Source organism: Bradyrhizobium ferriligni (genome assembly GCF_056837965.1).
Genome location: NZ_JBXEJO010000058.1, coordinates 43,006 through 60,351, shown reverse-complemented (window position 1 = coordinate 60,351; position 17,346 = coordinate 43,006). Strand labels below are relative to the sequence as shown.

Here is a 17,346-nt window from a genome sequence, read left to right as displayed (position 1 = left end):
ATAAGAGACAGCCCGCAAGGGGGGAGGGAGCCTGAATAATGTGCGCGCCTGACTTTGCATGTGGCCTTTGTACGTCGTGCCACAACGCGTGCTGCACGCTGCTGCGCGCCGCACGGTGGTTGCAAACGTGAGGGACGCACTGGCGGAAGGGCTCCCTCCCCCCTTGCGGGAGAGGGGCGGGGAGAGGGGTACCGCTTGCTCCGATGCTGATCGAGTGCCGAGGCAGCACGTTCAGCGGATACGCCTGTCTGACGCAGCTCTGACGCAGCGACCAGGTCGCGCGCGCTACTTCTTCTTCGCGCCTACGCGCTCGATGGACTTGATCTCGAGCGGGGCGCGGCCGCCCTTTTCGGCGATCTCGCGGTCCTGCTCGCGCAGGAAGGCGCGCACCGGCTCGTCGCCGTCGAGCCCGCCAATGAGCTCCGACGGCACGCGGCGGTTGGAGCGCTGCGAGCCGTCTTCATAGAAGACGTTGAAGAAGGCGAATTCGCCTTTGGGATTGGTCCCGGGTTTTTTCGGCATGCGCGGCTTGTCCTCGATCGGGGCGCCGCTGTCAAAGCAAATCGCCCGCGCCCGTGCGCCGGTCTGCCCTGCGCGATGGGGTTGCGTGCGGCCCTTGCGCAACGTCGGGCGCAGTTCGGCCCGGCATGCGCTCGCCGCGCCCGTCAGGTCACATCAACGACATATATGCCTCAGCCCTCGAACAGCACGAACGCCGCCCACACGCTCGCGTCGCCCGCGCCCGCGACCTTGCCGTCACGCGCATCGCGCCTCGTCTGGCGCAGCGCATCCGAATAGGTCAGGCCCTCCGCCAGGTGCTCGTAGAACCGCACGGTGAAGTTCGCGGTGCCCTCGTCGGCGACCGGCCACAGCGTCAGCAGTGCGCGCCGTGCGCCGGCGATGCCGAGCGCGGTCGGCAGGCCGCGCAGGCCGCTGACGAAGCTCTCGTCGCCGCGACCGGTTTCGCAGGCCGACAGCACCAAAAGATCGAGCCCGGACAGGTCCCAGTCCATCAATTCGAAGGCATAGAGATAGCCGTCGTTCTCGTCGCGCAGCGGAAATCGGCTGTCGCCGGCGCCCGACAGCACGATGCCGCTCTGCCACAGCGTATCGAGGCCGGATGCCGTGCCGTCGCGATAGAAGCCGTGCGTCGCCAGATGCGCGATGCGCGCCTTGCCGATCGCCGCGCGCAGCGTGCCTTCGCTGACGCCGCGCCCGGTCAGCATCTCGACCGGCGCGCCGCGGGCGCGGGCGAGCTTTGCGATCGCCTCGATCTCGGTCCGGGTCGCGGGCAGGGGCATCGGCCCCGGCTCGCCATATTCGATGCCGCCGGCGAGCAGCATCGCGCCCCGCTGATCGAGCGTCTCGCGCGCATGGATCGCGATCAGCGCGTCGGGGCTGGTCAGCATCCGGATCGTGAACTTGTCCTCCAGCAGGCCGCCGCCACTGCCGGGCAGCAGCGCGAACGGCACGGCAAACAGGAAGCCGTCAGGCACGACATAGAGCGTGGTCTTGTCCTTCAGCAGCGGCTCGAGCGGCGCGAACAGCCGCGCCCGGAGGTTCTGGAAGCGGCCCTTGACGTCGGGCGCGTGCGCATCGGGATCAGGCACGGTGGCCCGCGTCGCGCGCAGCCGGGCGATCTCGGTGCGCACGCCGGTGTCGATCATCCGGCCGGGATCGCCGAGATCGACCACGCGCGGCTCGCTCGTTGCGGTCTCGACGATGGCGTAGAGCACGGTTGCCGCCAGCGGCGCCTTCGCCTGGCGATCCGCCTTCCATTGCCGCGTGATGAAATAGTTGACGACGGCTTCCTGCGCCGCGAGCAGCTGTGACGGGCGGATCGGGTCTTGCGGCAGCTTCGCGCCGATCGCATCGAGCCGCTTCTGCAGCGCCTTCTCGGCCGCGTCCTGCCGCCCCCACACCGACCTCGCCCAGTCGTCGATATTGCCCGACGAGAACAGCTCCTGCTTCTCGCCGTTGAGCCGGAGCGCGGCGCGCAGCAGCGTCGCGGTTTCCTCGTCCTTGCCGGCGACCTCTGTCTCGAGCTGGCGTAGCGCCGTGGCGTCGGCGCCGCCGAGCGTCTTCCAGCGCAGCACGGCGGCGGCAAAGGCCGGCTGCGCCACGGCGGAGCCGGCGCCGGTGGCGAAGCGGCCGAACGCGAACAAGAGATGGTCGGCATGGGCGCGGATCGCTTCGGCGACGGCGCGATCGCCGGATGTGCCGACCTCGCGCTTCATCCAGTCGAACATCTCGCGGTCGAGCGCGGCGAAGGCCTGCACCGCGCGGGTCGGATCATCAGCGATCAGCGCGGTCGCGATGCCGAGCTTGATCTCGAAGCTGATCGGATGCTGCGCCGTGAAGGCGCGGCTCGAGATCGCCAGCGCGGTCTCGCGCAGCCGCATCCCCTTGTCCCGCTCGCCGCGCTGCTCGCGTTGGCCGGCAGCCAGCACCGCGGATTTGATGCGCAGGAAATCCGCAAAATTCGCCTCATTGGCGACGATCGCCTCCAGCCGCCCCAGATCGGCCGGCGCGATCGCGGCGTCGCCGGCCGCGAGCATGTCGGTGTAGAACAGCCAGGCGTCGGCCTGTCCGGCAAAGCTCGGATCCTTCGGCGCCATCGCGGCCGCGATCGCGCGGTGGCGGCGGAAGTAACGGCGGGCGTCGTCGAAGCGGCCGAGATTGAGGAAATCCTGGCCGGCATTGTTGACCGTCACCAGCGTGTTGAGATGGTTCTCGCCATAATGTTTGGCGCGCTTCTCGATCGCGAACAGATCGAGCTCGAGCGCCTTGGCCGGCGCGCCGATCTCGCGCAGCATGTCGGCATAATTGTTGGCGAGCTTCCAGGTGGTGCGATGGTCGGGCCCCAGCACCTTCTCCGCGCGCTCGAAATTGTGCCGGCCCAAATTCGTCGCCGACGCCGCTGAGCCGTTGGCGGACAGCGCGACCGCGAGCTTGTCGCTCGCGATCAGCGATTCCTCGGAGCCTTCGCCCCAATAGGCGTTGAATGCCGCGATCGCCTTCATGTAGAGCGGAACGGCTTCGGCGATTCTGGCGTGGTCGGACAGCAGGATCGCGTACATCAGCAGCACGTCGGCATTGCCGGGCGGCCTCTGCGCCGCCGCCTTGCTCTGGAACGCGCGCACGAACAGTTTTTCGGCGAGGTCGTCGCGCTTGACCGCGCGCAGCGTCGCGGTCGCGTCGAAATACTGCTCCATGACGAACTGGGCGTCGTCGAGCTTGTCTGCGGCATCCAGTGCTGCAAGCAGCTGTGCATAGCCGGCGTCGATCTTGCCGCCGCGCGTCAGCGCGACGGCGTTCTTGATCTGCGCGGCGATCGCCTGCGTGCTGCCGCCGCCTTGCGCCGGCGCACGCCTGGCGGGGGCGTTCTGCGCGGCGGCGATGTCGAACGTCGCGGTCAAGACAGCGCCGAGCGCGAGCACGACACCGAGCGATGCGGCGGCCCTGCGCGCGCGTGCGAAACCCCCGGCGATCGTCATCAACAGCACATCCTCATCCCCAAACGCGTCATCGGATGGCGTCCCCAAATGACGGCGGCGTTGCAGCCGGCGTGCCTGGCTTTAGCGGCGCGGCGTTGCATGAACAAGACAGCGCGGCCGGCCGCGTGGCGGAAGCGGCTTGCCCAGCCTGTGCTTCTTGGTCGCGGCCGGCGGCTTCGGCGTTCATGCCTCGCGTCCGCAAATGCTGCCGTGCGGTGGGTCGCTCGCCGCCGCTTGCAGGCCACCGGCAGTCAAGCTATCGGATGATGTTACCGCCGGTTGCGCCGGCCCGCCTGCCGTTCGCGCCGAGCCGAGGGAATGGCTGGCGGCGGAGCCGCGCACGCCGGCGCACTTTCCCGGCAGCCGTCTTTCGCATCGGTGTGCAAACGAGCGACGGCCGAAAGCTGAGCTTTTTCTGACCATCGTCACTTGCGCCATGCCGTCCGATTCGCGTATGAGGCGCATCCTTCTCTTTCTACAACCATTCCTTCGAGAGCCGATCGCCGATGTCCAACGCCACAATCGACGCCAACAAGGCGCTCGTGCTCGCGCATTACGACGCCGTGACCAACCGCCACGATCCCGATGCGATCCGCGCGCAGCTGGCGCCCGACTTCTTCGACCATGCGGCGGGCAAGCGGCTGAGCGCCGAGGACGTGATCGCGCATTCGGCCGCGATGCATGAGACCTTCGCCGACCTGTCGGCGGTGGCGGAATGCCTGGTGGCCGAGCGCGACATCGTCGCCGGCCGCTTCGTCTGGCGCGGCCGGCACCGCAGCCCATGGCGCGGCATTCAGCCAACCGGCCGCCACGTCGAATTCCGCGGCATGACGTTCTGGCGGATTCAGGACGGCAGGATTTCCGAGCGCTGGGCGGAGATCGATTTCGTCGGGCTGGAGCGCCAGCTCAGGGATTGAGGGAAATCTGCACGACTTCGCCGCGCTGCGACCGTGATCCTCTGCTACAGATCATCGCTGCCGCCTTACCGCTTCATATTTGCGCGAGGATAAACGCATAGACTTCTTTGCGCCATTAAGGTGGCAATAAAATTGGGGAGGGTGAAAATCGCTAACTGCCTTACGAATGCCCTCCAGTGAAAGAGTCGGTTGCATCACCATTACATCGCTTAGAACTAAGCCGTACGCGACGTCGCGTGCCTGGAAATACTCCTCGAATTCCTCTCGTGAGATCGCTGTTTGGTTGCCGAGCGATCGCCAAATCTGCGTCGGAGACCCGCTCGCTATTCTGACTAGATTTGCATAACCGCATATTGCCGCAGTTGGCGCTGTGGCATAAATCCAAACCCGAGTGCCTTGGGCAATCTTCAGTCGGCGTCTCCGAAGCTCGACAGTCTTCTTCCCATGAAAAAGATTGTCCGCATGCTGAGGTTTCAAGGATATTAGGATATCTCTTGCTTCATTCATCGGAATAGCCTGCATCGACAATTGCAGCTAGTTGTTCGTCCGTGATCGGCGTGGCCGAAACAAGGTTGGTTTTAGTCACGCAGCCCATCTGCCGCAGCGCTTCAAACGAGACCGGGTTTCGTAGAGCGACAAGATTGTCGAAGGTGGTGGCAAGCACACGGCTGGACTTTGTCAGCATCTCAATATCATCGACGACGCCGCCTCTCTGAAGAAGCTCTGGCGCTCCTCTAGAGGGAATTGAGGTCGAGTCCACAATCCTACCAAGAGCAACAATCGCTCCCCGTCCGCCGCCACGTTTAGACTCGTAGAAGGCAAGTGCCGCTCCCCGAATCATAGCACGTGAGGCCCTGATCGTGTTGAAGTATGTTCGCCGCGTAAGAAAGTGAGCCTCAGGAACCTCCAGGAACGAGAATTGCCGATCGGTCCCTAAGAGGTCAGCCGCGTAGGATCGCGTTATCGGGACTATGACGGCGTTTCGCTTCGGCAAAGCCAGCAGGGTCGGCGAGAGCAACGTCTCAAAGTCATAGAGTTGAACGGCGCGCGCATCTCCGTTAGATGCAATTCTAATATCTGGTTTATCGTACCTCGGGCATTCTTTCTGGACGCTTAGCCCGGCGAGTCTCTCAACAGAGAGACGAACTCTGTTCCAATTGGCTTTTGTGACAGGCTGTCCCAAAGCCATCTTTGCAAGTTCACCGCGCCCGCTGACGTGTTGGAATCCCTGACCGATGGCGACCCTGCGCGTGATCGGATGAGTCGGAATGTCAGTCATCAGCATTCTGCACGGAGCTTTGGCCGAACAATAGCGTACCTGATCGGAGATGAGGTAATCCGCGACAGTCGATGAAAATGGATGCTCTTGGCGTACGCATACGACGCTGCGAGACGGGTGATCGAGCGCGCTCGAGACCCGCATGATGGCAACGCCTATGATTCCATCGTCGTCAAGAACGGCTAGCTGGCGACATTCCGCGCTAGCTATTTCTGGCTCCAGGGAAATGCCTTCACTCGCAACGAACGCGATTAGGTCTGAAAGGGACACCACAATTTGCCGCACTCGGAGGATTGGAAAGATTCCACCAAAGAGCAGGTGCCCGACATAGGAGACTTTGTCTCCGTCTTGGGAAACGAGCAGAATGAGCTTTTTCTGTCTCGCAGCTTCCGCGTAAGCCGGCTCGGGAAGAAAACCAAGTGCGCCACGCTCGCTATCTGCCTGCTTGCGGATCGAATCCAGAAAGGGAAGGATATCGATAAAATCACGTCGGATAAAAAACTGTTTAGCCATTTCCTCTACCCTACGTTGAGATGTTATCCACCTCCCAAGATTTGGCAAGTGGTTGAGGACTGAGGACGATTGACTTCAATAGGCTCGTATGAACTCCTCGATGCATGCTAAAAATCGTTAGATTTCGATCTTAGGTAACCGGTGAAGGGGGCAAGTCGAAATGTATCGATTCCGAGTGGCTCTATTTCTAACTTTGGCTTTTGCCACCCCCTCCTACGCCGCCCGCTGCGGCGGCAGTTTTCCGGCCTTCGTCCAGTCGTTCTCGCAGGAGGCGGCGAGCGCCGGCATCCAGCAGGACGTGATCTCGGCGGCGCTCGGCGGGGTGCAGCAGGATGGCGGGGTGCTCGCCTTCGACCGGCGGCAGCGCTACACCTTCAACAAGACCTTCGAGCAGTATGTCGCAACCCGGGTCGGGCCCGGGCGCATCAATGGCGGCCGCGCGATGCTGCAGCGGCACGCCGCGCTCTTGTCGAAGATCGAGCAGCAATACGGCGTGCCGCGCCAGATCCTGGTCGCGATCTGGGGGCTGGAGACCGATTTCGGCAAGGGCGACATGGGCAAGCTGCCGGTGTTTCGCGTGCTCGCCACTCTGGCGCATGATTGCCGCCGCACCGATCTGTTCCAGGGCGAACTGCTCGCCGCACTCAAGATCGTGCAGCGCGGCGATCTCCGTCTGAACGACATGATCGGCGCCTATGCCGGCGAGATCGGCCAGACCCAGTTCCTGCCGTCGTCCTACATCAAGTACGGCGTCGATTTCGACGGCGACGGCCATGTCGATTTGCGCCACTCGGTCGCCGACGTGCTGGCCTCGACCGCGAACCTCCTGCACACCAGCGGCTTCAAGATGGGCGCGCCCTATGGCGAGGGCACCGCGAATTTCGAGGCGATGCGCGAGTGGAACAGGGCGGTGATCTATCGCAAGACCATCGGGTATTTTGCCGATCAGCTCATAGGGCGGTGAGGGCGCGGCGGCCTTGTCCGTCATTGCGAGCGGAGCGAAGCAATCCATCTTTCGGCACATGCGGGACGATGGATTGCTTCGTCGCTTCAGCGCAAAATTGCTTCGCAATTTTGTCGCCGAGCTCCTCGCAATGACGATTGTTTCCATCGGGCCGCATCACGCATAGAGAAATGGATTCCGGGCCCTCGCTTCGCGAGCCCCGGAGTGACGGAATGAGTAATGTCCCATGGAAACCATCGGCAGCCAAAAGATCTGGTCGTTCTTCGACCGCCGCGGATGCCAGGTCGCGAAGAACGCGGCGGTGCGGGAGGGGCCGGGCCATCGCGTCAGTTCTTATCTGGAGCTCGCCACCAAGATCGCCGAGCTGCAATTCCTCAACCGCGACCATGTGCTGCTGTTTCGCGGCCAGGGCGCCGACTACAGGAACATCAAGCGCAACTCGTCGCTGAAGCCGACGCTGTTTCGCGGCGGCCGCGGCAATCCCGATCAGGCGACGCTGGTTGGGCGGTTCGATGCGCTGCAACGCGCCGAGCGGATCCTGATCGCCGAATACGCCAGGGAAAAGCTGCTCGGACTGGAGAGGCTGAAGCGGCATCGCATCCTGCGCTGGTCGATCCTGCAGCATTACGAGGTCTGCACCACGCCGCTGCTCGACGTCACCCATTCGATCCGGATCGCCGCCTCCTTTGCCTCGCTGGCTGAGACCGGCACCGCCTTCCTCTATGTGCTCGGCGTGCCGAATCTGAGCGGCGCGATCACCGCGAGTGCCGAGGCTGGCCTGCAGATCGTGCGGCTCGCCAGCGTCTGCCCGCCGTCGGCGGTGCGCCCGCACATCCAGGAGGGCTATCTGCTCGGCGAGTATCCGGAGATGTCCGGCACCGAGCAGAAGGAGAACTACCTTCCCTATGAGATGGATTTCGGCCGGCGGCTGGTCGCAAAATTCTCGTTCGCGCCGGCGTCGTTCTGGAAGAACGACAATTTCCCGCAGGTGGCGAAGAGCGCGCTCTATCCCTCGGAGCGGAGCGATCCGCTGTTCCGGCTGGCGCTCGGGGTGAAGAGGCAGCTCGGCGGGTAATCTCGTGTCGCGATGACGCGCAGGCGTCACTCGCAGGCATATGGATGACCCGCGGGCCGTGCGACATCCTCGGTGTCGTGCCAGGCTTGACCCGGGACCCATAACCACCAATTTCCGTGTTGCACGACGCTGCGGCCCAGCGTGTCTCACCAACTCAATCTTGTGGTGATGGATCCCGGCTTTCGCCCGGACGACGGGTGTATGCGCGTCTGCGCCACCGGGCCTCACGTCGCGGCATCGTGCACTGCTCGTGCAGCATCCTCGCTGTCGTCCCGGGCTTGACCCGGGACCCATAACCACCAATGTCCGTGTTGCATGACGCTGCGGCCCCAGCGTGTCTCACACACCCGATCTTGTGGTTATGGGTTCCGGCCTTCGCCGGGACGACGGGTGATGCGCGGGTTACTCCGCGCCATTGCGCTACTGGCTCGCTCTCGCGGCATCGCGCGCCATCCGCCTCGCCGCCGTCTTCTCCATCATCCGTTGCATCGTCTTCCAGTATGTCGCCGGGCGGAAGCGTTGCAGCAAATCCATGAAGTATGCGTCCTTGCCGATCAGGATGCGCGGCTGGTTTTTCTCGATGCCGGCGATGATGCGCTGCGCGGCCGCGGTCGGCGTGGTCCTGGCCAGCGCGTCGAAGCGCTCGATCGATTGGGCGCGGCGGGCATTGTCGGTGACGCCGGTGCCGGCGCGCGAGCTGCGCGCGATGTTGGTGGCGACGCCGCCGGGATGCACGACGGACAGACGCACCGGGCTGTTCGCCACCGCAAGCTCGTGGCGCAGGCTTTCCGAGAAGCCGCGCACCGCGAACTTGGCCGCGCAATAGGCGCTCTGCCCGGGCGGGGCGATGATGCCGAAGATCGAGGAGACGTTGACGATATGCGCCTCGCGCTGCCGCGAAAGCTGCGGCAGGAAGGCGCGGGTGCCGTGCACCACGCCCCAGAAATTGATGTTGAACAGCCACTCCATCTGCGCCTGATCGAACTCGCCGAACTCGCCGAGCAGCGCGACGCCGGCATTGTTGACGACGATGTTGAGCGAGGGATGCGCTGTAACGGCGGCCTCCGCGAACGCCGTGATCTGGTCCGGCTCGCTGACGTCGAGGCGGTGCACGGTGACCTTGCGCGGGCTCGCTTTCGCGATCTCCGCGGCGGCGGCGTGCAGGCCGGCCTCGTCGCGGTCGGCGATCGCCAGATCGCAGCCGCGCAGCGCCAGTTCATGCGCGAGCGCGCGGCCGATGCCGCTGGCGGCTCCGGTCACGGCGGCGGCGGATCCAGAGATCGCGGTCATGTCAGGTGAGCTCCATCTCAACGGGGGTGGTGGTTGCCAAGCGGGGAACACGGAATTTCCACGCTTTTCTCAAATTGGAACTGAACCATCCAGTGATTTTAGGCATTTAACCTATGTTACGCGCTCGAACCGAAGCATTCAAACCAAGGGAGCCACATCCATGGGACAGTCAAAGCCCTATCGTGCGAAGGCCCTGGTGGTTGAGGACGATCCGATGCAGCGCGAGATGATCGGGCTGCTGCTGGAGGAAAGCGAGTTCGACGTCATCGCCTGCGAGAGCGCCGAGGCCGCCGAGCTGGTGCTGCAGGGCAACGGCGAGAACGTCGTGCTGATGATGACCGACGTCGAATTGGCCGGACACATGACCGGCGTCGAGCTCGCCCATGCCGCGAAGAAATACAGACCCGATCTCGACGTGATCGTCACCTCGGGCAAGCCGCTGCGGCAGCGCCTGCCGGACGGGGCCTTGTTCTGGGCCAAGCCCTGGGCGCCGCTGGACGTGATCCGGGTCGCCGAGATGAAGGCGTCGGAGCTTTCGCATCGCGGATGGCGCAGGTCGTCATAACGGGGTGTCGGCGCGGGCGCCGGGCGGAGGCCCGGCAGCCGCTTCCGCCGTCCCCCTCGCCGTGATATTGGCGGACGATGTCCCGCCCGCCGAGGGTTTGAAGTGACGGATTTGCAGTGACGGATTTGCAGTGACCTGGTCCTTCCTGCTGACGACGCTGATCGTGGTGGCCTCGCCCGGCACCGGCGTGCTCTATACGCTGGCGGTGGCGCTGACCCGGGGAGCGCGGGCGAGCGTGGCAGCGGCGTTCGGCTGCACGCTCGGGATCGTGCCGCAGATGATCGCGGCGATGCTCGGGCTCGCGGCCATTCTGCACACCAGCGCCGTGGCGTTCGCGGCACTGAAATGGGGCGGCGTCGTCTATCTGCTCTACATGGCCTGGCAGGCGTTGCGCGAACGCGGCGCGCTCGCCGTCGAGACCGAGATCAAGCCGCGCTCGCGCCGGCGGGTGATCGTGACCGCGATCCTGATCAACATCCTCAACCCGAAGCTGTCGATCTTCTTCCTGGCCTTCTTGCCGCAGTTCATCGCGGTCGACGAGCCGCACCCGCTGGCGCGGATGGCCGAGCTCAGCGGTGTGTTCATGGCGATGACCTTTGCGGTGTTCGCGGTCTACGGGCTGTTCGCCGCCTCGGTGCGCGACCGCGTCATCACCCGGCCGAAGGTGTTGGCCTGGCTGCGGCGGAGCTTTGCCGCGGGCTTTGCCCTGCTCGGCGCCAGGCTCGCCTTCGCCGAGCGCTGACGTCGCGGCCGACACGCCCTGACGCAGGCAATAAAAAAGCAGGCGTTGCGCCTGCTGCCTTGCGCCCCGTCAGTCGGGGCCGATCGATGTAGGGCCGGTGAATTCGAGGTTGCTGTCGCTGCGACCGGTTGTCCCGGTCCGGGTGCCCGGGCAGGGCAAGAGCCGCTACCCGGGCTGGAATTCGTTACTTCTTGGCGGCCTTCTTCTTGGTGGCCTTTTTCGCCTTCGCCTTCTTCGCCTTCTTCGCTTTCTTAGCCATAGTATCCTCTCAGGGTTTCATGGATTGAACGCGACTCCGAGGCATGCTTGGCGGAGGGCCAGCCTCGCAACATCCTCGATATCAAACTCAGCAGATTCGGAGGCTGCTGCCGCGTGCTGTCACGGCGCCGTCATCGTGTTATCCACAGCTGTTACGTGTTTTCGCCAGTTTTTCGCAAAGCGCGGGCATGTCGCGCGTCGCGGCGTCATCGCATCCGTCATGCTTAACGATGCGCAAACGGCGGATGCGCAGATCTTCATCAATTCAAAACCACAGCACGGATTGCCACGTCGCGGGTGACGCTCCGTTAAGTGGCGCGGCCGCATGCTCTTCCGTAAGACAACGGGGATTGTCATTGGAGGAAACGCCCGGGGGGCGGACGGTCATTTCAGGAGAGGCGAGGCCGATACGGCTCTCGAACAGGGGCGATGTTGAGCGTTCCGACGCTTTGGACGGTATTCATTATCAATTTTCTCGCGCTCGGGCTGATCTGGGCCTATGTCGCGCGCAGCTATCCTGCTTTCGGCGCGGCGCGGTTCTGGACCGCATCCGCCTTGGTCGCCTCCGCCGGCGCCACCTGCGCGATGCTTCGCGTGATGCTGACGGACTCGCTGGTGCCGCTGCTTGCGGCGGGGACCTTGATGGTGTTCGCCGCCGGCCTTGCCGCGATGGGCATCGAGCGGTTCTACGACAAGCCCGCGACCTGGCGCGCCACCCTGCTGACCACGGCGCTGGCCTTCGCCGGTCTCGGCACCTTCATCTTCGCCTATGACAGCATGCCGATGCGCATCCTGGTCTACACCATTGCCCAGGTCACGCCGTTCGCGCTGACGCTGAAGCTGTTGCTGTCGTCCGAGAACGGCCGCGTCAGCCCCGGTGCCCGGCTCGCCGGCATCGTCGCCTCCGTGCTGATCGGCATCTACGCGCTGCGCGCGGTCGGCGCGCTGCTGCAGCCCGGCGAGTTCTCTTTCGTCCGCTTCTCTGCGGGCCAGTCGCTGGTGATCCTGCTGATGGTGTTCCTGTCGATGGCGCTCAATTTCGGCTTCCTGCTGATGGCGATCGACCGGCTGCGCAACGAGGTCGCCGACCTCGCGCTGCTCGACGATCTCACCGGCGTCGGCAATCGCCGCCATCTCTTGCAGCGGCTGACCGAGGAATGCGCGCGCTCCGACCGTAACGGCGAGGCGTTCGCGCTGCTGGTGATCGATCTCGACGGCTTCAAGGGCATCAACGACACCCATGGCCACGCCGCCGGCGACGCCTGCCTGCAGCACTTCACGCTGATGGCGCAGACGCGGCTCCGCCCGGGCGACATGCTGGCCCGCACCGGCGGCGACGAGTTCTGCATCGTGCTGCCGTCCTCGACGCTGCGCGAGGGCGCGATGATCGCGCGCCGCGTGCTCGAGGTCTGCCGCGCCGATGCCGAGCAGTGCACCGGCAAGGACATCCCGATCGCGGTCTCGATCGGCGTCGCGCAATGGACCCGCGAGATCGGCCTGCATCCCGATCGCCTGGTCGCCGCCGCCGACCACGCGCTCTACGACGCCAAGAAGGGCGGCAAGAACGGCTACGCGACCTACGAGCCGAAGCCGGCGCCGGAGATGGCCGATCCGCTGGAGGCGACCCTGCGCAAGCGCGCCTGAGCGTGCTAACGAGCGACCGAACGACGCCGGGACTTCCGCAATGACGCCTCGCCTGCTCGCCGCGCTTGTTGCGCTCGTCCTGTCCTCCGCCGTATCAGCCCAAACCCCCGATCTCGCGGCCATCGCGCGATCGCAAGGCACGCCCGAGATTCCCGGCTTGAAGATGATCTGGCTGGCGCCCTGGGGCGATGTCGCCAAATCGCATCCCTGGCGAAACATCATCGTGCACCAGACCGAGGGGCCGCAGGGCTCGGCGCGATACGGCGCCGAGGCGCAGCACAAGAATCCGACCCGGCGCGGCGTCATGGTCTGGGTCGAAACCGACGGCACGGTCTACTGGTCGGTCGCCGACAACCTCGTTCCGACCCACACCGACGGCGCCGATCGCAACGACAACAAATACATCGACAACAGCAAGACCTATCGCCAGGTGAACAAGGATACCTCGATCGGCGTCGAGTTCGCCGGCAATTACCCCGACGTCACGACCGGCCCGACCGACGCGCAGGTCGCGGCCTGGCGGGTGCTGGTGAAGGTGCTGCGCGCGCGTTACGGCATTCCGCCGGAGCGCGTCTACGCGCACAACTGGATCGACTTCAAGGACGCCCGCTACTGCGAGGGCTGCGCGCTCGCGACCATGGCGCGGCAGTGGGGCGAGTAGGGCGCGTACCCCATTAAAATCCGGGACGCCTTCTTTCCGGGGACGAAGCGGACACCCGATCCGGCCTCAGGGATATCGCCTCCTGACCTTATCGGAAGTCGGTGGGCCCAACCCGGCCGTCTACCGCTGACAGTTATCGGAGCCATTCGCCGGATCGGATGCCTCGCGGGTCAATGTCTCGGTGCAAGGCGACGTAATCGATCTCTCCGCGCGTGGTGCCGATGTCCATCAGCTCCGCGTCGCTTAGGTTGGACAGGGTGGCGCGCAATTCCTGGCGTTCGCGGCGCTCCCGAAAGGCATCCCAATATTTCCAGATGAAGCTGGAGACATGCCGGGTCGATACGGATGTCCGTTCCAGCCATGTTGTGCCGTGCGTCGAGCTCATCGCGCAGTCTCCATGGGATGGTGTTTCTTCCACGGCTTTAGCGCTCCCCTGTTGCCACCATGGTGTCAGGAGCCGTCATGGCCGGCACGAGGATGCCGCGAGAGCGGCGGGTAGGCTTGACCGGCGGCTTACATTTTCCTCACCTGCAGCTTATTCTTGCGATTTCCAGCCGGCCCAAGGCGCTACCCGGTTATCGGGGGCTCTCATCCGAGGGGATTCCAGGGGGATTGGCATCTTGCGCTATCTCTTCGAGGATTACGCATTCGACCTTGACCGGCGCGAGTTGTATCGCGGGGCGGACGTCGTCCGCATCGCCCCGCAGGTGTTCGATCTGCTCGATTATCTGATCCGCAACAGGGAGCGCGTCGTCAGCAAGGACGACCTCATCAATGCCGTTTGGAATGGGCGCAGCGTTTCGGATGCGGCACTGACGACCCGGCTGAATGTCGCCCGAAGCGCAATCGGCGATTCCGGGGAGGAACAGCGACTGATCAAGACGTTACCACGCAAGGGATTCCGTTTCGTCGGACAGGTGCAGGAGGTGCGAGAGGTTGCAGGTCCAGATCCGGCCGATACGCCCGAGAGCGCCCCTGCGGTACCCGACAAGCCCTCCATCGCCGTGCTGCCGTTCGCGAACATGTCTGACGATCCCGAGCAGGAGTACTTCGCGGACGGGATGGTTGAGGAGATCACGACCGCGCTTTCGCGGTTCAAATGGCTGTTCGTGATCGCGCGCAATTCGAGTTTCACCTTCAAGGGCAAAGCCGTCGACATCAAGGACGTCGGGCGCAGGCTTGGAGTCCGCTATGTCCTTGAGGGAGCCGTGCGCAAGGCGTCGGGGAAAGTTCGCATCACGTGCCAGTTGATTGAAGCGGCCACGGGCGCACACATTTGGGCGGACAGGTTCGAGCGTGACCTGACGGACGTTTTCGCGCTGCAGGACGACATCACGCTCGCTGTTGTCTCGGCTGTTCAGCCAGAGTTGTTTCAAGCGGAAATCGCAATGGCGTCGCGGCGGCGACCGGAAGACCTCACCGCATATGATCTTTATCTCCGGGCAACACAGCAAGCCGTCCGATCGACTCGCGAAAGTCTGGCCGAGGCACTCCGACTGGTCCAGCGCGCCCTGGAGCTTGACCCTGGGTTTGCTGCTGCGGCAGCTTTGGCAGGTGCCTGTCATTTGGAAAACGTGCTCAGGAGCTATGCGATCGACCAACAATTCGAACGCGAGGCAGCCCTTCGGCTTATGCGCCTGGCATTGAGCCTCGACGATCATGATCCAGGCACGTTGGCAACTGCCGCATTGATCTCGGCTCTTTTGGTCGGCGATTGTGAGGCTGAGATTGAGATGGCCGATCGGGCGGTCGCGCTCAACCCGAATTCATATAACACATGGAACCGCAGAGGCTGGGTCTATAAGATTGCGGGGCAGCCGGAGGAAGCGATCCGGAGCCTCGAACGCGCCATGCGAATGAGCCCGGTGGACCCGCTCCAATTCACAGCGTTAACCGGGATGGGATTTGCCCTTATTGAGCTTCGTCGCTTCGACGAGGCCATCGTTGCAGGGAGGAAAGCCCTGCGTCAGAACCCTTCCTATCCGGGCGCATACCGCTGCCTCGCGTCCGCTTTCGCCCATCTCGGACGGGACGCTGAGGCCCGTGAAGCGGCAGCCGGTGTGCTTGAGCTCGACCCCACTTTCACAATATCGGCGTGGATCGCTCGGAGCCGGCTATCAATACATGCGAAGCTGATGATCGAGGGTTTTCGGAAAGCGGGATTGCCCGAATGAGCCGCGCTCGTCCGCATCGACAGGCTGATTTATAGGGCCCGATTTGCCGCGGCGCGTTTCCGGAACCGGCGGCTCGAATGTGGACGATGGGTGTTGCAGGACAAGGGCCGGCGTTAACGACGCTTGGCGATTTCCAGCCTGAGCGAAATCGCTTCGAGGCTTGTTAAAACTTGCTGGGGTACCTCCTCCAGGCATAGGGATTTGGGGGAGATATGAGTAAGCGGGCCAAACGTGGAAAGACAGAGACGCTCGCACTGCCGGTGGCCGGAAGGGTTGCAATTGGCGCCATCGCCGCTGCCGCATTGGGGTACGGTTTGCTGTCGCGCCCGGCGAGCGTTCAGCCGATACGGAAGCAAGCCGCGCACCAGGTGCCGGTGCCATCTAGTCCGACGCCGTCGACTCCCATTCACGTAGCGGCGCCGGTTCAGGCTCCAGCGCCAGCTCCGGTTCCAATCCCGGTCCCCGCACCCCGGATCGAAACACCAAAAGCCGCTGATGCTCCCGGACGACTTGTTCGGCAGGTGGTTGACTACGTCAGTCACCAGCCGCCGGGCACCGTCGTCATCGATACCGGAAACACATTCCTCTATCTCGTTCTGAACGGCGGGCAGGCGATGCGCTACGGCATCGGTGTCGGCCGCGAAGGCTTCACCTGGTCCGGTGAACAGGTCGTGGCCCGCAAGACGGAATGGCCGGATTGGCGTCCGCCGGCAGAGATGCTTACGCGCCAGCCCTATCTGCCGCGGTTTATGGCGGGCGGTCCCGGCAATCCGCTCGGCGCCCGGGCGATGTATCTGGGCGATACCGAATATAGAATTCACGGCACCAACAAGCCCGATACGATCGGGAAGCGGGTTTCGTCCGGCTGTATCCGGCTGACCAATGACGACGTCACGGACCTTTATGAGCGGGTGAAAGTCGGAGCGAAAGTGATCGTGCTTCCGGCACAAGCTGCCCATCGACCATCCCAAAGCGCGCCGCCCGATGCTGGCGTCTCAGCGCAGGAGCCGGCGTCGCCGCCGAGCCGGCCCTTGGCAGCCAACGCGCAACCGCAGTCATCTCGACCGAAGATGGCCGACGCCCAGTAGCTCAATGCGGGACTTGCGTGGGTCTTGTTCGATGATCGCTTTCAAGTCCGAGCCGTAAGCTTCAAGGGCCTCAGGGCCTTTGCGCAGCTTCCGATCCGCGCCGGGATTACGACCTTGCGAGCCCAAACTCGTGGTGTCGAAGATTCGCAATGGAATCGACGCAGTGATAATCTAAGGTTGTGTCAGATGAAATGTCGTATCATCTCTAATCGCAGAGGGGGACAACATGATGCGTATGGCCAGCTGCCAGTGCGGACAGCTAAGTCTCACGGTTGAAGGCGAACCCGCCTTGGTTTCAGCCTGTAACTGCACGCGATGTCAGAAGCGTTCGGGATCTGCATTCGCACTTTCATCCCGATGGAACGCTAACCAGGTGAGGGATCGTTCGGGCAAGGGCCTAACTTATAGTCGCAAGGGTGCGTCAGGCGGGAACGTCCTATTCGTGTTTTGTCCCGTATGTGGTTCAACAGTGAGCACAAGTCTTGAACTTTTGCCCGACGTCATCGGCATTCCGGTTGGATGCTTCGCCGATCCAGCTTTCCCTGCGCCCAAGGTAGCTGCCTGGTGCGAGTCAAAGCTTGAATGGGTTCGTTTTCCTGATGGACTTCTCTTGCTGAGGGATCAGACCCAACCAATGGATACGCGCTAGGTGTCGTGGCGCTTTCGGATCAAGGCGGCC

At 63.8% G+C, this 17,346-nt stretch carries 15 protein-coding genes; 10 read left to right on the top strand and 5 right to left on the bottom strand.

Features of this window, described 5'->3' with window-relative positions; all coding sequences use genetic code 11:
- Positions 1 to 285 precede the first annotated feature (285 nt).
- Both AC1VNY_RS29890 and AC1VNY_RS29885 read right to left on the bottom strand, forming a co-directional pair.
- The gene (locus tag AC1VNY_RS29890) at positions 286 to 522 is read right to left on the bottom strand and encodes a hypothetical protein (RefSeq protein WP_028343418.1); all 237 of its coding nucleotides are present in this window, start codon (positions 520 to 522) and stop codon (positions 286 to 288) included.
- Between the two features lie 170 nt (positions 523 to 692).
- On the bottom strand, positions 693 to 3,497 hold the full coding sequence (locus AC1VNY_RS29885) for a CHAT domain-containing protein (protein ID WP_482407876.1): 2,805 nt from the start codon (positions 3,495 to 3,497) through the stop codon (positions 693 to 695).
- A 506-nt stretch (positions 3,498 to 4,003) separates the two neighbouring features.
- On the opposite strand from AC1VNY_RS29885, the gene AC1VNY_RS29880 reads away from it, so the two are divergent.
- Complete coding sequence (locus AC1VNY_RS29880) at positions 4,004 to 4,414, top strand: ester cyclase (RefSeq protein WP_482407875.1); 411 nt, start codon at positions 4,004 to 4,006, stop codon at positions 4,412 to 4,414.
- A 499-nt stretch (positions 4,415 to 4,913) separates the two neighbouring features.
- On the opposite strand, the gene AC1VNY_RS29875 is transcribed toward AC1VNY_RS29880, so the two are convergent.
- Positions 4,914 to 6,206 (bottom strand): hypothetical protein, encoded by a 1,293-nt coding sequence (locus AC1VNY_RS29875; protein WP_482407874.1) that lies wholly within the window; start codon positions 6,204 to 6,206, stop codon positions 4,914 to 4,916.
- Between the two features lie 160 nt (positions 6,207 to 6,366).
- On the opposite strand from AC1VNY_RS29875, the gene AC1VNY_RS29870 reads away from it, so the two are divergent.
- Both AC1VNY_RS29870 and AC1VNY_RS29865 read left to right on the top strand, forming a co-directional pair.
- Entirely contained in the window at positions 6,367 to 7,170 is an 804-nt protein-coding gene (locus tag AC1VNY_RS29870) for a lytic murein transglycosylase (protein WP_482407873.1), read from the top strand.
- Between the two features lie 226 nt (positions 7,171 to 7,396).
- Positions 7,397 to 8,245, top strand: a complete 849-nt coding sequence (locus AC1VNY_RS29865) for an FRG domain-containing protein (RefSeq protein ID WP_482407872.1) — start codon at positions 7,397 to 7,399, stop codon at positions 8,243 to 8,245.
- Between the two features lie 420 nt (positions 8,246 to 8,665).
- Here AC1VNY_RS29865 and AC1VNY_RS29860 read toward each other — a convergent pair whose 3' ends face one another.
- Positions 8,666 to 9,535, bottom strand: a complete 870-nt coding sequence (locus AC1VNY_RS29860) for an SDR family NAD(P)-dependent oxidoreductase (RefSeq protein ID WP_482407871.1) — start codon at positions 9,533 to 9,535, stop codon at positions 8,666 to 8,668.
- A gap of 160 nt (positions 9,536 to 9,695) precedes the next feature.
- On the opposite strand from AC1VNY_RS29860, the gene AC1VNY_RS29855 reads away from it, so the two are divergent.
- The 4 genes from AC1VNY_RS29855 (at position 9,696) to AC1VNY_RS29840 (ending at position 13,405) form a co-directional block, all read left to right on the top strand.
- Entirely contained in the window at positions 9,696 to 10,100 is a 405-nt protein-coding gene (locus AC1VNY_RS29855; RefSeq protein WP_304498844.1) for a response regulator, read from the top strand.
- Between the two features lie 130 nt (positions 10,101 to 10,230).
- Complete coding sequence (locus tag AC1VNY_RS29850) at positions 10,231 to 10,842, top strand: LysE family translocator (RefSeq protein WP_482407870.1); 612 nt, start codon at positions 10,231 to 10,233, stop codon at positions 10,840 to 10,842.
- 687 nt (positions 10,843 to 11,529) lie between these two features.
- On the top strand, positions 11,530 to 12,744 hold the full coding sequence (locus AC1VNY_RS29845) for a GGDEF domain-containing protein (RefSeq protein ID WP_482407869.1): 1,215 nt from the start codon (positions 11,530 to 11,532) through the stop codon (positions 12,742 to 12,744).
- A gap of 40 nt (positions 12,745 to 12,784) precedes the next feature.
- Positions 12,785 to 13,405, top strand: coding sequence for a peptidoglycan recognition protein family protein (locus AC1VNY_RS29840; RefSeq protein WP_482407868.1), 621 nt, complete (start codon positions 12,785 to 12,787; stop codon positions 13,403 to 13,405).
- Between the two features lie 133 nt (positions 13,406 to 13,538).
- Here the strand turns inward: AC1VNY_RS29840 and AC1VNY_RS29835 are convergent, their stop codons facing one another.
- Entirely contained in the window at positions 13,539 to 13,790 is a 252-nt protein-coding gene (locus tag AC1VNY_RS29835) for a YjiS-like domain-containing protein (RefSeq protein WP_482407867.1), read from the bottom strand.
- Between the two features lie 235 nt (positions 13,791 to 14,025).
- Between AC1VNY_RS29835 and AC1VNY_RS29830 the strand changes: the two genes are divergently transcribed.
- The 3 genes from AC1VNY_RS29830 to AC1VNY_RS29820 all read left to right on the top strand — a co-directional run bounded on the left by AC1VNY_RS29830 (position 14,026) and on the right by AC1VNY_RS29820 (position 17,316).
- Positions 14,026 to 15,579: a winged helix-turn-helix domain-containing tetratricopeptide repeat protein gene (locus AC1VNY_RS29830; protein ID WP_482407866.1), complete on the top strand. Its 1,554-nt coding sequence runs from the start codon at positions 14,026 to 14,028 to the stop codon at positions 15,577 to 15,579.
- 212 nt (positions 15,580 to 15,791) lie between these two features.
- Positions 15,792 to 16,667 carry a L,D-transpeptidase gene (locus AC1VNY_RS29825; RefSeq protein WP_482407865.1) on the top strand — a complete coding sequence of 292 codons (876 nt, stop codon included), beginning with the start codon at positions 15,792 to 15,794 and terminating at the stop codon, positions 16,665 to 16,667.
- A gap of 226 nt (positions 16,668 to 16,893) precedes the next feature.
- Positions 16,894 to 17,316, top strand: a complete 423-nt coding sequence (locus tag AC1VNY_RS29820) for a GFA family protein (RefSeq protein ID WP_482407864.1) — start codon at positions 16,894 to 16,896, stop codon at positions 17,314 to 17,316.
- Positions 17,317 to 17,346 lie beyond the last annotated feature (30 nt).

What these genes read in the sequence shown, in the direction of transcription:
- AC1VNY_RS29845 (WP_482407869.1), top strand. Translation starts at nt 11,530, where the DNA reads ATGTTGAGCGTTCCGACGCTTTGGACGGTATTCATTATCAATTTTCTC.
- AC1VNY_RS29860 (WP_482407871.1), bottom strand. Translation starts at nt 9,535, where the DNA reads ATGACCGCGATCTCTGGATCCGCCGCCGCCGTGACCGGAGCCGCCAGC.
- AC1VNY_RS29855 (WP_304498844.1), top strand. Translation starts at nt 9,696, where the DNA reads ATGGGACAGTCAAAGCCCTATCGTGCGAAGGCCCTGGTGGTTGAGGAC.
- AC1VNY_RS29890 (WP_028343418.1), bottom strand. Translation starts at nt 522, where the DNA reads ATGCCGAAAAAACCCGGGACCAATCCCAAAGGCGAATTCGCCTTCTTC.
- AC1VNY_RS29825 (WP_482407865.1), top strand. Translation starts at nt 15,792, where the DNA reads ATGAGTAAGCGGGCCAAACGTGGAAAGACAGAGACGCTCGCACTGCCG.
- AC1VNY_RS29875 (WP_482407874.1), bottom strand. Translation starts at nt 6,206, where the DNA reads ATGGCTAAACAGTTTTTTATCCGACGTGATTTTATCGATATCCTTCCC.
- AC1VNY_RS29820 (WP_482407864.1), top strand. Translation starts at nt 16,894, where the DNA reads ATGATGCGTATGGCCAGCTGCCAGTGCGGACAGCTAAGTCTCACGGTT.
- AC1VNY_RS29885 (WP_482407876.1), bottom strand. Translation starts at nt 3,497, where the DNA reads ATGACGATCGCCGGGGGTTTCGCACGCGCGCGCAGGGCCGCCGCATCG.
- AC1VNY_RS29840 (WP_482407868.1), top strand. Translation starts at nt 12,785, where the DNA reads ATGACGCCTCGCCTGCTCGCCGCGCTTGTTGCGCTCGTCCTGTCCTCC.
- AC1VNY_RS29880 (WP_482407875.1), top strand. Translation starts at nt 4,004, where the DNA reads ATGTCCAACGCCACAATCGACGCCAACAAGGCGCTCGTGCTCGCGCAT.
- AC1VNY_RS29865 (WP_482407872.1), top strand. Translation starts at nt 7,397, where the DNA reads ATGGAAACCATCGGCAGCCAAAAGATCTGGTCGTTCTTCGACCGCCGC.
- AC1VNY_RS29835 (WP_482407867.1), bottom strand. Translation starts at nt 13,790, where the DNA reads ATGAGCTCGACGCACGGCACAACATGGCTGGAACGGACATCCGTATCG.
- AC1VNY_RS29870 (WP_482407873.1), top strand. Translation starts at nt 6,367, where the DNA reads ATGTATCGATTCCGAGTGGCTCTATTTCTAACTTTGGCTTTTGCCACC.